Origin of the sequence: Tsukamurella sp. PLM1, from assembly GCF_023168325.1 — a bacterium.
In the GTDB taxonomy this organism is placed as follows: Bacteria; Actinomycetota; Actinomycetes; order Mycobacteriales; family Mycobacteriaceae; genus Tsukamurella.
Map to the genome: position 1 here is coordinate 1,122,221 of NZ_AP025688.1, position 14,396 is coordinate 1,136,616.

Here is a 14,396-nt window from a genome sequence, read left to right on the forward strand (position 1 = left end):
GACGACATGGGGCTGGGCAAGACGATCCAGGTGCTCGCGCTGCTCTGCCACGAGCGTGAGGCGGGGAGTCGGTCCGGCCCACGCTGCTGGTCTGCCCGATGTCGGTGGTCGGCAACTGGGTCGCGGAGGCGCAGCGCTTCGCCCCGGGCCTGCGGGTGCACGTGCACCACGGCACGGACCGGCCGACCGGTGAGGAGTTCGGTCGGGTCGCGGCGGCCTCGGACGTCGTGCTCACCACCTTCGCGCTCGCCGCCCGCGACCGGGAGCTGCTCGCCGGTCACCACTGGGGCCGCGTCGTGGTCGACGAGGCGCAGCACGTCAAGAACGTCAACACCGCGGCCGCGAAGGCGCTGCGGTCCATCCCGGCCGCGCATCGGGTCGCCCTCACCGGCACGCCGGTGGAGAACCGGCTCGAGGACCTGCGCGCCGTCATCGATCTGGTCAATCCCGGCCTGCTCGGCTCGGCCCGCACGTTCCGCAATCGGTTCGCGCTGCCGATCGAGCGCGAACAGGACCAGGCTGCCGTGCGCCGGCTCAACACCCTGACCTCGCCGTTCATCCTGCGGCGCGAGAAGACCGACCCGGCCATCGCCCCGGAGCTGCCCGAGAAGGCCGAGTTCACGGTGCGCGCCTCGCTCACGCCCGAGCAGGCGGGGCTCTATCAGGCCACCCTGAACCGGCTGGTGGAGGAGCTCCGCGAATCGCAGGGCATGGGCCGCCGCGGTCTCGTGCTGGCCTCGCTGACCCGGCTCAAGCAGATCTGCAACCACCCCGCGCACTACCTCGGCGACGGTTCGCCGCTGCTGCGCCGCGGGCAGCACCGCTCGGGCAAGGTCGAGCTGCTCGCCGACATCCTCACCACCGTCGCCGACGAGGGCGAGCGTGCGCTCGTCTTCACCCAGTACGCCGAGTTCGCGCGGATGCTCCAGCCCTGGCTCACCGGGCTGCTCGGCGCGGAGGTGCCCGTGCTCGACGGCGGGGTGCCGCGCGCCGAGCGTGACGCATTGGTCGCCCGGTTCCAGTCCGGCGACGGCGCCCCCGCCCTGGTCGCGACGGTGCAGTCGGGCGGCACCGGGCTCAACCTCACCGCCGCGAATCACGTGATCCACGTGGACCGTTGGTGGAACCCGGCCGTCGAGAACCAGGCCACCGACCGCGCCTTCCGCATCGGCCAGACCCGCGCGGTGCAGGTCCGCAAGTTCGTCTGCGCGGGCACGCTCGAGGAGCGGATCGACGGGGTGATCGCCGCCAAGAGGGAGCTCTCATCGATGACGGTGCAGACGGGCGAGGCCTGGCTGACGGAGCTGAACAACGACGAGCTGTACGAGCTGGTCGCCCTGCGGGACGAGGCGGTGGTCTAGATGGCGCGAAAGGCGCGTGACACCGCGCGGCCGATGGGCGCGACGTGGTTCGGCCGGCGCCTGATCCAGCAGCGCGAGGAGGTCACCGAGCGGCGCAAGGTCCAGTACGCGCGGCGCCTCTACCAGGAGCACCAGGTGTACTCGCTCGCCGTGGTGCCGGCGTCGATCACCGCGACGGTCCAGGGCAGCCAGCTCGACCCGTTCGGCGTCGCGCTGTCGCGGGTGCCCGGCGACGCGGCCGCGGTGGTCTCCCTGCTGGTGGCGCAGGGCGCGGCCGCGGAGCTGCTCGGCGTGACGCGCGGCGAGCTGGGACGCACGCTGGGCGAGCTGGTGCTGCCCGAGACCGCGTCCGACGTGATCGTCGACTGCGCGTGCCCCGACGACTCCGGCGCGTGCGTGCACGCCCTCGCCGTCACCTACGAGTTCTGCGCCGCCGCCGACGCCGACCCGTCGCTGATCCTCGACTTCGCCGGCGTCCCGCTCGCGGGGCTGCTGGCGCGCGTCAGCACGTCCGAGCGGGAAGGGCCCGCACCGTCGACCCCGGAGGCCGACGGTGCCCGCGAGGGCTGGGATCCCGACGCCTGGGACGCGGGGGCCGCGGCCTTCTACGGGGAGGGCTACGACCTGCCGCCGCTGCCGGAGCCGTCCCCGATCGACGCGATGACCCTGCTCGACCCCGCGCTGCTGCGCACGGCGCTGCGCCGCACCGGGACGAAGCCCGCCGACGTCGCCGAGGCGCAGGACGAGCTGGCCGAGCTCTACGACCGCCTCCGCGACCCGCTCTGACGCGGCGGGGCCGCGTCGGTGACCGAACCTGTCGGTGGGGGTCACTACCCTGAGGGGCGACCTACGAGGGGGTGACGGGCATGCGATTTCTGCACACGGCGGACTGGCAGCTGGGGATGACCCGGCACTTTCTCGATGCGGACGCGCAGGCCCGGTTCACCGACGCGCGACTCGACGCGATTTCGCGGCTCGGTGCCGTCGCCGCGTGTCACGAGGCCGAGTTCGTGGTGGTCTGTGGCGACGTGTTCGAGGACAACCGCCTCGCGCCCGCGGTCATCGCGCGCAGTCTTGACCGGATCGCCGCGATCGATCGTCCCGTCTACCTGCTGCCCGGCAATCACGACCCGCTGGACGCCGCCTCGATCTACACGTCCGAGGTGTTCGCCCGGCACCGCCCGGCCAACGTGGTCGTGCTGGACGCGCCCGGCGTGCACGAGGTGCGTCCGGGCGTCGAGCTGCTCGCGGCGCCGTGGTTCTCCAAGCATCCCGCGGGCGATCCGCTCACCGAGGCCGTCGCCGCGGCTGCACCGCCCGCCGCGGGCGTGGTCCGCATCGCCGTCGGCCACGGCGGCACCCTGCCCGTCGGCGCGCAGGACCAGCGCCTGATCGACGTGGCCGCGCTGTCGCAGCGGATCGCCGCGGGCGAACTGCGCTACGTCGCCCTCGGCGACCGGCACTCGGTCACCGAGGTCGCCGAGGGGGTCTGGTACTCCGGCGCACCGGAGGTCACCGCCTTCGACCACAAGGAGCACGGGTCCGGTTCGGTGCTCGTGGTCGAGGTCCCCGAGTCGGGCGCACCCGAGGTGACCGCGGAGCGCGTCGGTACGTGGCGGTTCGCCTCGCGGGAGTTCCCCCTGTCCTCGGAGGCGGACGTGGCGGCCGCGGTCGCCGCGCTGTCGGCCCTGCCGGACAAGGACCGCACCGTGGTCAAGGTGGGGTTCACGGGCACAGTCGGGCTCGGCGCGAAAGCCGCGCTGGACGACGAGCTCGAGGCGCTGCGGGCGCGGTTCGCGGCGGTCGAGCTGTGGGAGCGCAAGACGGATCTCGCGGTACTGCCGGGCGAGGTGGAGCTGGAATCGCTGGAACTCACCGGCCCGGCCGCCGGTGCCGCCGAGGAACTGCTCGGCGTCGCCCGGAGCGGGGCGGAGCGCGCCGCGGACGCCGCGGGCGCGCTCGCGCTGCTCTACCGCCTCACCCGCCAGGAGGTGGGCGAATGAGGCTGCACCGCTTGGCGGTCAGGGATTTCCGCGGCGTCGTGGAGCGGGAGATCGCCTTCTCCGAGACCGGCGTCACGCTGCTGCACGGGCCGAACGAGGCCGGCAAGTCGTCGATGGTCGAGGCCCTCCAACTGCTGCTGGACGTGAAGGCCACGTCCAGGTCGCAGCGGGTCGAGGCGGTGTGCCCGGCGCATCGGGACGCCGGCCCGTACGTGGAGGCCGAGCTCACGGTGGGGCCGTACCGCTTCGTGTACGCCAAGCAGTACCACCGCCGGCCCGGCACCACCCTGACGGTGCTCGAGCCCGCCCCGCAGCAGCTCACCGGCGGCAGCGCGGAGGCGTGGGTCGCGGAGCAGATGGCGCGGTTCGTCGACGGTGACCTGCTCAAGGCTCTCACGGTGTTGCAGGGGCCGGGGCCGGAGCAGCCCTCGCTCCGCGACAGCGCGGCGTTCGCCACGGCGCTGGACTCCGCATCCGGCGGAGCGGGCGACGACGAGCCGGGTGCCGAACGGCTCGCCGAGGCCGTCTTCGCCGAGCGTGCGCGGTACTTCACGCCCACGGGCCGCCCGACGGGCGAGCTGTCGGCCGCCCGCGCACGCGAGGCCACGGCCCGCGTGGCGTTCGAGGCCGCGGAGGCGGCGCTGCGCGAGGTGGACGAGGTCGTCGAGCGGCACGAGGCGGCGTCCACCCTCCTGTCCGGCCTGCAGGAGCGACGGTCCGCGGCCGCCGCTGCGCTCGCGGCGATGAGCGCCGACCAGGACCGGGTGAACCGCCTCGAGACACAGGTCGCGCACGCGCGCGCCGTACTCGACTCGGCCACCCTGCGCGAGCAGCGGGCGGGGGACGCGGCCAACCGGCGGCGGCGGCTCGTCGCGCAGCAGGCCAAGGCGGCCGAACGGGCGGCACAGGTGCGCGTGCTGCGCGATCGGGCGCTGGCCGACCGGGAGGTGCTCACAGCGGAGGCATCGTGGCTCGAGACCACCGTGCACGAGCTTTCCGCGGTAGCGGCGGACCGGCGCGAGCGGAAGGCGCAGGCGCAGTACGCGGTCGACTACGCGCGGGAGTCCGTGACCTACGAGCGGATCCTCAAGCGGATCGACCAGGCGCAGCTCCTCGGTAAGGACGTGGAGGATGCGCGGAACCGGCTGGCCGCCAACCCTCTTGACCGCCGCGTGCTGCAGGCCATCGTGATCGCCGAGCAGCGCCACGAGAAGGCGCAGGCGCGGTTCTCGGCGCTGGCCGCCACGCTCACGCTCGAGCGTCTGGGATTCTCCGATGTGCTCGTCGACGGCCGCAACATCGGTGAGGAGCCGGTCGAGGTGATCGCGGGCAACGGCACCGTCGTCGAGGTGCCGGGTGCCGTGCGCATCGAGGTCGTGCAGCGCGGCGAGAGCGCCGACGCCGCCGCGGAGGTCAAGGCCGCGCACGCCGCGGTGCTCGCCGCGTGTCGCGACGCCGGTGCGGCGGACCCGGCGGAGGCACGCGAGCTGCACGAGGCGCGCGAGGCGATCGAGATCGAGCTGCAGGAGGCCCGGATCGCCCTGGCGCACGCGCTGGGCGAACACACCGTCGCCGAGCTGCGCGCGCTGGCGGACGAATCGGCCGAGCGGATCGTGGCGCTCGAGGCCGCGGTCGACCCGGACCTGCTCGCGGTGGATCCCGAGGCGGCCAAGCAGGGGCTCATGGAGGCCACCCAGGCCGAGGTCGCGTCGAGGGCCGAGGAGAAGCAGACCCGCGAGCAACTGGGCCAGAAGCAGCAGGAGCTGCACCGGGCGGAAGCGGCGGCGCGGTCGGCGGCGGATCGGTTGCAGGACTTCGACCTCCGGGCGTCGGAGCTCACGGCGGAGTTGGAACGTGACCGCGCGGTGGCCGCGGACGAGGCGCTGGGTGCGGCCGCCGATGCCGCAGTCGCCGCTGCTGCTGCCGCCGCATCCGAACTGGCCGCGCACGAGTCGGCGGCCCGGGACGCCGACGTCGCGGGATTCGCGGCCCGCCTCGCCGCGGCCCGCGCCCACGCCGACGCGGCGGCGAAGGCGGAGCGCGAGGCCCGCGAGCAGATCCTGCGCCTCGAGACCGAGCTCGCCGTGTATCAGGCCGACGGCCGCCGCGACCGGCTCGACGCGGCCGAGACGGAGCTCGTCCACGCCACCCGGGCCCTGGCGTCGGTGGAGGAGCGGGCCCGCGCCGCGGCCCTGCTGCACGACACCCTCACGGCCCACCGTGACGCCCGCCGCGCCCGCGTGCAGGCCCCGTATCAGCGGGCGCTGGAGGAGCTGGGCCGCACCGTCTTCGGTGACCCGCTCACCATTACCGTGGGCGACGACCTGACCATTGTCTCGCGCACCGTCGGCGGGGTCACGGTGCCCTTCGAATCGCTGTCCGGCGGCGCACAGGAGCAGCTGGGCGTGCTCAGCAGGCTCGCCTGCGCCCGCCTGGTCGACGGTGCCGACGGCGCGCCCGTCATCTTCGACGACGCTCTCGGCCACAGCGACCCGGCGCGCCTCGGCGCGATGGCCGACGCGCTGGTCGAGGCCGGCCGTGGCGCGCAGGTGATCGTGTTCAGCTGCGTCCCCGGCCGGTTCGACGCCCTCCGCGGCCGTGACGGCGTCACTGAGGTGTCGTTCGGTTAGACCGGAACTCACGCGATCCGGCCGCGGCGGGCGGCAGTATCGCCCTGCGGACGGCTGGGCATCGTGGCAGGCTGAGGGCATGGGTCTCATGCACGCGCCGATCTTCGTCCTGCTCGTCGCCGTCGTCGTGCTGGGTGCTGTAGCCGCCGCGGTGGTGTTGATCGTCGCAGCAGTGGCCAAGTCGAAGCAGCCGCCGCCCCGCGGTACCCGCAGGGCCCCTACGGACAGCAGGGCCCCTACGGACAGCAGGGCGCGGGGGCGCCGGGGCAGATGCCCGACGACCGGCGACCGCCGGGCGACGGGCGGTAGGTCCCGCTCTTCGATCCGCTCCGGCAGTCGGATCGCGCCGTTCCCGGCGGGCGTAGGCCTGATCAGACCTGCTCGCGCAGCTTGAACTTGAGCACCTTGCCGGCGGGGTTGCGGGGGAGGGCGTCCACGATGTGCAGGGCCAGCGGCAGCTTGTACGGCGCGAGAGAGCCCTTCGCGAAGTCACGGACCTCGTCCAGCGTGAGCGAGGTCTCGGGCTTGAGTGCGACGATCGCGGTCACGGCCTCGCCCCACTTCTCGTGCGGCGTACCGATGATCGCGACCTCTGCGATCGACGGGTGCCGATACAGCACGGACTCGACCTCGGCGGGGTAGACGTTCTCGCCGCCGGAGATCACCATGTCCTTCACCCGGTCGACCACGGTGACGTAGCCGTCCTCGTCCTGCTCTCCGACATCGCCGGTGTGGAACCAGCCGTCGGCGTCGATCGCGGCGCCGGTGGCGTCGGAGTTCTGCCAGTAGCCGGGCGTGACCTGCGGGCCGCGCACGCAGACCTCGCCGCGCTCCCCGGCGGGGACCGGCGCACCGTCGGGCCCGAGGAGCGCGACCTCCGACAGCGGCAGGACGTGGTGGCCGGCGGCGCCGATCTTGCGCGCGGTGTCGTAGACATCCATGACGAGGGCGAGCGGCGCGGTCTCAGTGAGCCCGTAGCCCTGGCAGAAAGGGATGCTGCGGCCGTTGTAGAGGGCGATGAGCGGCTCGGGGACCGGCGCGCCGCCGCAGGTGAACTGGCGGACGCTGGAGAGGTCGGCGGTCTCGAAGGCCGGGACCTGGCTCATGAACAGGAACATCGCCGGCACGCCGAACATGGTGGTCACCCGGTGCTTCTCGATGAGCTGCAGCGCGGCGGTGGGATCGAAGGCGGGCAGGATCACCAGCTGCCCGCCCTTCTGCAGGGTGATCAGCGTGGTCACGTTGAGGCCGCCGATGTGGAACATCGGCGCCGCGACGAGGCTGATGTCCGTCGACATCGTGTCGAGGCTCAGCAGCGCGTTCATGTTGTTCCAGAACATGTTTCCGTGCGTGAGCATGGCCCCCTTCGGGCGGCCCGTGGTGCCCGAGGTGTACATGATGAGGGCGAGGTCGTCCTCGGCGGGCGACTGCGGTTCCGCGATCGGCTCGCGCGCGGCGAGGAGTGCGTCGAGCTGCTCCCAGCCGTCCACCGCCTCGAGTGCGATCGCCCGCGTGATCCCCGACGAGGCCCGTACCGGCTCGACGACTGCCGCGCGGTCCGCGTCGGCGACCAGGGTGTGTACGCCTGCGTCGGTGAGGATGTACTCCAGCTCCGCCGAGGTCAGGCGGAAGTTCAGCGGCACGAAGACGGCGCCCGCGCGAGAGGCGGCGAACATCGTGGTGAGGAAGTCGGGGTGGTTGAAGCCCACGTACCCCACGCGGTCGCCCGTGCCCACACCGCCGGCCACCAGCTCGGCCGCGAGCCGGTCCACCCGGTCGGCGAACTCGCGGTAGCTCCACGTCGCGTCACCGTAGGTGACGGCGGGGCGGTCCCCGCTCACCGCGGCGCGGCGCGCGATCCAGGATCCGAGGTCGACGGCGGGGCGTGCAGGCATGGGCTCTCCTCGGCGGGCGTGCGGAATCTGGGCTACATCTTCTCCGCTCGGCCCGCCGCGGTCACCTGTTTTGCCGGTTTTCCACGCCGGCACCGACGACCGGACCGGTCACCGGTTCTCGGCGCGGGCCTTCAGGGCGGCGAGGCCCTTCTCGAAGTCCTTGCCGGCGAACTTGTCCACCGGCACGATCCTCCCGATCAGCGCGAACAGGCCCGTGGTCACGCCGGTCATCGTCCAGGTGACCCGGACGGAGTCGCCGTCGGGTTCGATGTCGAAACGCACGTGGTTGTTCGCGGCCATCGGCTTGTGGAACTCGAGGTCCACGTCCACGGATCGCGGCGGGACCGAGTCGGAGATCGTCATGCGCCCGGCGCCCGCCTTGCGGTTCCCGCGCCACGCGTAGGTCGCGCCGGGGCCTTCGGCCGGGCCGGTGTACTCGCGGTGCAGGCGGGGGTCGAGTCCCTCCCACGGCGACCAGTGCCGCCACTCGTGGAAGTCGTCGATCAGCCCGAACACCGTCTCGGCAGGGGCGGCGATCGCGGTGGATCGGGTGACGGTGAATTCGGCCATGGGGGAAGAGTACGGCGCGCCCGGACGCCCAGCACGGTGAGCACGACGACAGGCCGGCCCCAGCGTGTCGCCCGCCTCACCGCCCGCGCAGCGCGGGTCCGCCTCATTACACTCGCGTGCATGACTGCTGCCCCCGACACGACGTCCGGCCTGCCCGCGTCCGGCCTCACCGGCGCGCAGGTGGCGGAGCGCGTGGCCGACGGCCGGGTGAACACCCTGCCCGATCGGTCCGGGCGCAGCGCGTGGGACATCATCCGCGCCAACGTGTTCACCCGTATCAATGCGATGCTGGGCGTGCTGTTCCTGCTCGTGCTGTTCACCGGCTCGATCATCAACGGCGCGTTCGGCCTGCTCATCATCTTCAACTCGGGCATCGGCATCATTCAGGAGCTCCGCGCGAAGAAGACGTTGGACTCGCTCGCGATCGTCGGGCAGGCACGCCCCGTGGTGCGGCGCGACGGTGCCTCGGCGGAGGTCGCGCAGTCCGAGGTCGTGCTCGACGACGTCATCGAGATCGGCCCCGGCGACCAGATCGTCGTCGACGGCGAGACGATCGAGTTCGAGGCCCTCGAGGTCGACGAGTCACTGCTCACCGGCGAGGCCGATCCCGTCGACAAGCAGCTGGGCGACGAGATCTTCTCCGGCAGCTTCGTGGTCTCCGGTTCGGGCGCGTACCGCGCCACCAAGGTCGGCGCGGACGCCTACGCCGCGCAGCTCGCCGACGAGGCCAGCAAGTTCACCCTCGTCGACTCCGAGCTGCGCTCGGGCATCAACAAGATTCTCCAGGTGATCACCTGGCTGCTGGTCCCGGCCGGCGTCCTCACCGTCTTCAACCAGCTGGTGATCTCGAAGCAGGAGCTGAACCAGGCGATCCTGGGCATGGTCGCCGCCCTGGTCCCGATGGTGCCCGAGGGGCTCGTGCTGATGACCTCGATCGCCTTCGCCGTCGGCGTCGTGCGGCTGGGGCAGCGAAAGTGCCTCGTGCAGGAGCTGCCCGCGATCGAGGGGCTGGCCCGCGTGAACGTGGTGTGCGCCGACAAGACCGGCACGCTCACCGAGAACGGCATGCGGCTGTCCGTGCTGGACGTGCTCGACGGTGACCGGGGCGACATCGAGCGCGCGCTCGCGGCCGTCGCCGCCCTCGACCCGCGCCCCAACGCCAGCGTGCAGGCGATCGCGGAGGCGTACCCGGACGCGCCGTCGTGGCGCGCCGCGGCCGTGGCGCCGTTCAGCTCCGCGAAGAAATGGTCCGGGATCTCGCTCGCCGACGGTGCCGCGCCGCAGGGGAACTGGATCCTCGGCGCCGCCGACGTCCTCCTCGATCCCGAGTCCGACGGCGCCCGGCGCGCCACCGAGCTCGGGTCGACGGGCCTGCGAGTGCTGCTCGTCGCGTCGACGGACGTCCCGGTGGACACCGAGGTCGACGGACTGGAGGCGCCCGGGAACCTGGTGCCCCGCGCGTTGATCGCGCTCGAGCAGCGGGTGCGGCCCGACGCGCAGGGCACGCTCGATTACTTCGACTCGCAGGGCGTCGCCGTCAAGGTGATCTCCGGCGACAACGCGGTCTCCGTCGGCGCCGTGGCACATTCGCTGGGGCTCGGGTCGCCGGACTCGTCCGTGGACGCGCGGAAGCTGCCCTCGGACAACGACGAGCTCGGCGCCGCGGTCACCGACAACGTGACCTTCGGCCGCGTGCGTCCGGATCAGAAGCGGGCCATGGTCAAGGCGCTGCAGTCTCGCGGCGACACCGTCGCCATGACGGGCGACGGCGTGAACGACGTGCTCGCGCTCAAGGACTCGGACATCGGCGTCGCGATGGGGTCGGGCAGCTCCGCCGCGCGATCCGTCGCGCAGATCGTGCTGCTGGACAACAGGTTCGCCACCCTCCCGTACGTGGTGGGGGAGGGGCGCCGCGTGATCGGCAACATCGAGCGCGTCGCGAACCTGTTCCTCACCAAGACCGTCTACGCGGTCCTGCTCGCCTGGCTCGTGGGCCTGGCGGGCCTGGGCGCCAAGGTCTTCGGTTTCGCGCCGATCTCGTATCCGTTCCAGCCGATCCACGTGACGATCGCCGCGTGGTTCACCATCGGAATTCCGGCGTTCGTGATGTCCTTGGCACCCAACAACGAGCGGGCCAAGACGGGGTTCGTCGCGCGCGTCCTGCGGCTGGCGGCACCGTCGGGCGTGGGGATCGGCCTGGCGACGTTCCTGTGCTACCTCGTGGTGAACCCGGGCGGGTCCGGAGCGTCGATCGGCGCGAAGGCGACCACGTTGAGCCCGGAGCAGATCCAGGCGTCGACGGCCGCGCTGATCACCCTCCTCGTCGGCTCGCTGTGGGTGCTCGGCATCGTGGCGCGGCCGTACACGTGGTGGAAGCTCCTGCTCGTCGGGGGCTCGGTCGCGTTCTACGTGGTGCTGTTCTCGATTCCGCTGGCGCAGGAGAAGTTCTTCCTCGACATCAGCGATCCGGCGGCGGTGGGCACCGGCTTCGCCTTCGGCGGGCTGGCGATCGTGATGGTGGAAGTCTTCCGGCGGGGCGCGCCGTCGGTGTTCGCGAGGTTCGATCGCCGAGGTGCCTGATGCGCGCACGCCGGCGGACCCTCGGCCCTCGTTGCGCCTCCGCACCAGGTCTTGTTAGGTGAGCCTAATATCGGTACCGTCGGGGGATGGACAAGCTCGCGCCGTCACCGCTGGACCCGCTCGCCGCCGCCGTCGCGAACCGGCTGCACGCGCAGAGTAAGAAGCAGATCATCGGGAGCGTTCCCGCAATCGGGCGGCGGATGGCGGTGTCCCTGCTGCGTGAGCGGACGATCGACTTCACCCAGGGGGAGGAGGGGAAGCGGTTCGTCGCCGACAAGCTCGTGGCGATCGCACCGGCGAAGGCGGCGCTGATCCACATGCTGGCCCGCTCCATCGGCGCGACCCGGATCGTGGAGGCGGGCACGTCCTTCGGCGTCTCCACGATCTACCTCGCCGCCGCGGTCCGAGACAACCTCGCGGAGGGCGAGGCCGGCAACGGCGAGCGGGGCGTCGTCATCGGCACGGAGCACGAGCCGGCCAAGGTGCAGCGCGCGCTCCGCAATCTGCGGGAGGCCGGTGTCGGCGACTACGTGGAGATCCGCGAGGGCGACCTGCGCGAGACGCTGCGCGACCTCGACGGGCCCATCGACTTCATGCTCGTCGACATCTGGACGCCGATGGCCCTCCCGGCCCTCGAACTCGTGACGCCGCACCTGCGGCCGGGCGCGCTCGTGGTGTGCGACAACGTGGTCGGCGCCGCGACGGCGTACCGAGAGTACCTCGGGTTCGTTCGCGACCCCGACGGTCCGTTCACGTCGGTGACGGTGCCCGGCAACGGCGGCCTGGAGATCTCCCGCAAGCGGGGCTGAGCCACTGCGACCATCATGCATGATCGCGAATATGCGATAGCATTCGATTCATGAATGAGGAACGGCGCCCCGTCGCGCTGGCGTGGCTGACCCCGATGGTGGTCGCGGTGTCGGCGTTCGTGTTGCCGATCATCGCGTTCGCGCTGCTGTGGCAGATTCGGGTCACGTTGAACGGCGTCCATCTCGCGGCGAAGGTCGGGCGGGTCTCAGTGCCCGAGGACTATCAGATCCAGGCCCTGCGATTCGTCGCCTTCGGCGCGGCCGTGGCGCTGATCGCGCTGATCGCGGCCGTCAACGCGGTGGAGCTCGCGGCCGCCGCTCGGGCGACTCTCGTCGCGACCTCCGCCGTGCTGCTGGTGCACGCGGCGTTCCTCGGCCCCGAGGCGTGGATGCACGACATGGCGAAGCCCTATCCGAGCTACATCGGGTTCGTGATCGCCGAAGGTGTGTTGTTCGCCATCGCCGCGATCGCCCAGCTGTACGCGTCGATCTATCGGGGCCTGTACGGCGCCGGCCGCGGCGTGCCGATGATCGGCGTGGTCAGTCGGAGTTGAGCGGCCGGTCCGGCGGGCTGGTCCAGAACCGCACCGCCAGGTCGTAGCCGCGATGCACGAGTTCGGCGCGCCGCGCCCACCGCTCGGCGGTCCACTCGGGGTCGTTGTGGGCCGAGTCGATGCCCGCGCGTACGCAACCCTCGATCTCGAAGTGCAGGTCGCGCGCCGCGGCGCGGGGAAGGGCGGTACCGACGGGCGCCGCCGTCGCGGCCGCGACGAGTTCGTGCGCGGCGCGGGTCATCCGGGCCTCCGTCCACGTGAAGGTCCGACGGTGCGCCTTCGGGAACGTCAGGAACATCACCACCAGTGCGACGAGCACCCCGACCACGGTCTCGAGCAGCCGTTCGCGCATCGCGTCCACCGCGGCGGCGCCGGTGGCGGCGGCGCCGCTCGCCAGGAGCGCCACCGGGGTGATGGCGACGACCGCCGCGGCGTAGTTGCGCACGATCAGGATCTCGATGCAGAACTGCAGCACGCAGATCAGGGCGACGAGCGCGTAACCGGTGGGTGCCAGTGCGTGCAGGCCAGCGAACAGCACCAGCCCGACCGCGGTGCCGAGGAAGCGGTGCAGCGCACGCACCGTGCCGTGCACCCTGTCGGTGCCGGTCTGCAACACCACGAGCGCGCTGATCGCCGCCCACTGCGGCCGCTCGAATCCGAACGCGATGCTCACCGCGCCGGCGATTGCACATGCGATCCCGACGCGCGCCGCGGTGATCGCCGCGTGCGCGGCCGGGTGCACCGAGCGGCGCAGGCGGTGCGCGATGCTCGGCCGTAGTCGTGCGGTCGTGACGCCACGGGAGGGGTCGCTCTCGGTGTCGACGGAATCGTCGCTCGCGGCGGCGAAGCGGCGGTTCGCCGCCCGCAGGTCGGCGAGCAGCCTCGAGTCGGCGGGGCGGGTGGCTGACCGCGCGTCGTCCAGCACCGCCCAGGCCCCGACCAGTGCGGAACCCGCGGCATGCCGGCGCTCGGCCGACGGCGGACCGTCGGACTCGAGGTAGCCGGACACCGCGCGCAGGGCGCGTCCCGTGGCTTCGTGTTGCGGCCCGGACGGGTCGCGGAGCGCGCCCGCCATCGTGACGACGACCGAGGTGGCGGCGCCGAGCGCCGCCGCCACGACGAGGAGCACCGGATCGGCCCCGGCCTCCACCGCCATGAGCGCGCCCGAACCGACCAGTGCGAAGAACAGGGCGCCGGGCGGGCCGAGGCGCAGCGCGTCGACGACGAAGACAGCGAGGACCGCCGGCACCGTGACCACCGCGACGGCGACCGCCATCATCAGGGTCGTGCCCGGCGGGACGACGGTGCCGAGAATCGCGCCCGCGACGACGCCGGTCAGGAGGGCGACGCCCGCCGTTGCCACGACCTGGGCGCGCACCCGGTACGCGCGGCCCTCGCCGTAGAGGACGGCGAAGGCGCCGAAGGTGGCGAACAGCGCGGAGCCCGCGTGGCCCGCCGCGACCAGGGTCGCGCCGGGGATCCCGGCCGCAGCCGCGGCGCGCAGGCCGGCCGACCAGCGCCAGACGGGCGCACCGTCGGCGAACAGCAGCGAGCGGACCCGGGCGACCTGGGGGAGCGGATCTGTCACGGGGCCATCTCATCACCCGTGGCCTGCGGACCGCGAGCGACCGCCGATGCATGAATATGCAAATATTGCTATGTATCCGGTCCGTCGGTAGCGTCCCGGGTATGAGCGACCACGAGATCCACGAGCACTCCGACCACGTCCACGGCGAGGGCTGCGGCCACGAGGCCGTCCAGCACGACGACCACGTCGACTACATCCACGACGGCCACCGGCACGCGCCGCACGGTGACCACTACGACGAGCACTGAGCCCGCACGACGACGGCCCCGCTACCGAGATCCTCGGTGGCGGGGCCGTCGCGTCATGATCGTGCCCCCGGCAGGATTCGAACCTGCGGCCTTTCGCTCCGGAGGCGAACGCTCTATCCCCTGAGCTACGGGGGCGCAGGGCTCAGCTAGGTTAGCGC

Annotated in this window: 11 protein-coding genes and 1 tRNA gene; 8 read left to right on the top strand and 4 right to left on the bottom strand. The window is 72.4% G+C overall.

Annotated features, from left to right (window positions below; all coding sequences use genetic code 11):
• Positions 1 to 98: 98 nt before the first annotated feature.
• The 4 genes from MTP03_RS23445 to MTP03_RS06015 all read left to right on the top strand — a co-directional run bounded on the left by MTP03_RS23445 (position 99) and on the right by MTP03_RS06015 (position 5,994).
• Positions 99 to 1,361, top strand: a complete 1,263-nt coding sequence (locus MTP03_RS23445; protein ID WP_371820898.1) for a DEAD/DEAH box helicase — start codon at positions 99 to 101, stop codon at positions 1,359 to 1,361.
• On the top strand, positions 1,362 to 2,147 hold the full coding sequence (locus MTP03_RS06005; RefSeq protein ID WP_248491132.1) for a hypothetical protein: 786 nt from the start codon (positions 1,362 to 1,364) through the stop codon (positions 2,145 to 2,147). It begins immediately after the preceding gene.
• 80 nt (positions 2,148 to 2,227) lie between these two features.
• A complete protein-coding gene (locus MTP03_RS06010) occupies positions 2,228 to 3,364 on the top strand; it encodes a metallophosphoesterase (RefSeq protein ID WP_248491133.1) in 1,137 nt (378 codons plus the stop codon).
• 11 nt (positions 3,365 to 3,375) lie between these two features.
• Entirely contained in the window at positions 3,376 to 5,994 is a 2,619-nt protein-coding gene (locus MTP03_RS06015; RefSeq protein WP_248491134.1) for an ATP-binding protein, read from the top strand.
• 371 nt (positions 5,995 to 6,365) lie between these two features.
• On the opposite strand, the gene MTP03_RS06020 is transcribed toward MTP03_RS06015, so the two are convergent.
• Positions 6,366 to 7,889 (bottom strand): long-chain fatty acid--CoA ligase, encoded by a 1,524-nt coding sequence (locus tag MTP03_RS06020; RefSeq protein WP_248491136.1) that lies wholly within the window; start codon positions 7,887 to 7,889, stop codon positions 6,366 to 6,368.
• 108 nt (positions 7,890 to 7,997) lie between these two features.
• Positions 7,998 to 8,459, bottom strand: coding sequence for an SRPBCC family protein (locus MTP03_RS06025; protein ID WP_248491137.1), 462 nt, complete (start codon positions 8,457 to 8,459; stop codon positions 7,998 to 8,000).
• A 120-nt stretch (positions 8,460 to 8,579) separates the two neighbouring features.
• Here MTP03_RS06025 and MTP03_RS06030 point away from each other — a divergent pair, with 120 nt between their 5' ends.
• The 3 genes from MTP03_RS06030 to MTP03_RS06040 all read left to right on the top strand — a co-directional run bounded on the left by MTP03_RS06030 (position 8,580) and on the right by MTP03_RS06040 (position 12,402).
• Entirely contained in the window at positions 8,580 to 11,039 is a 2,460-nt protein-coding gene (locus tag MTP03_RS06030; RefSeq protein WP_248491139.1) for an HAD-IC family P-type ATPase, read from the top strand.
• An 86-nt stretch (positions 11,040 to 11,125) separates the two neighbouring features.
• The gene (locus MTP03_RS06035) at positions 11,126 to 11,848 is read left to right on the top strand and encodes an O-methyltransferase (protein WP_248491140.1); all 723 of its coding nucleotides are present in this window, start codon (positions 11,126 to 11,128) and stop codon (positions 11,846 to 11,848) included.
• Positions 11,849 to 11,898: 50 nt separating this feature from the next.
• A complete protein-coding gene (locus MTP03_RS06040; protein ID WP_248491142.1) occupies positions 11,899 to 12,402 on the top strand; it encodes a hypothetical protein in 504 nt (167 codons plus the stop codon).
• Here the strand turns inward: MTP03_RS06040 and MTP03_RS06045 are convergent.
• Entirely contained in the window at positions 12,389 to 13,990 is a 1,602-nt protein-coding gene (locus MTP03_RS06045; RefSeq protein ID WP_248491144.1) for an FUSC family protein, read from the bottom strand. The genes MTP03_RS06040 and MTP03_RS06045 overlap by 14 nt on opposite strands.
• Before the next feature lie 101 nt (positions 13,991 to 14,091).
• Between MTP03_RS06045 and MTP03_RS06050 the strand changes: the two genes are divergently transcribed.
• The gene (locus MTP03_RS06050) at positions 14,092 to 14,238 is read left to right on the top strand and encodes a zinc transporter permease (protein WP_248491146.1); all 147 of its coding nucleotides are present in this window, start codon (positions 14,092 to 14,094) and stop codon (positions 14,236 to 14,238) included.
• A gap of 62 nt (positions 14,239 to 14,300) precedes the next feature.
• Here the strand turns inward: MTP03_RS06050 and MTP03_RS06055 are convergent.
• A tRNA-Arg gene (locus tag MTP03_RS06055) sits at positions 14,301 to 14,373 on the bottom strand.
• Between the last annotated feature and the right edge of the window lie 23 nt (positions 14,374 to 14,396).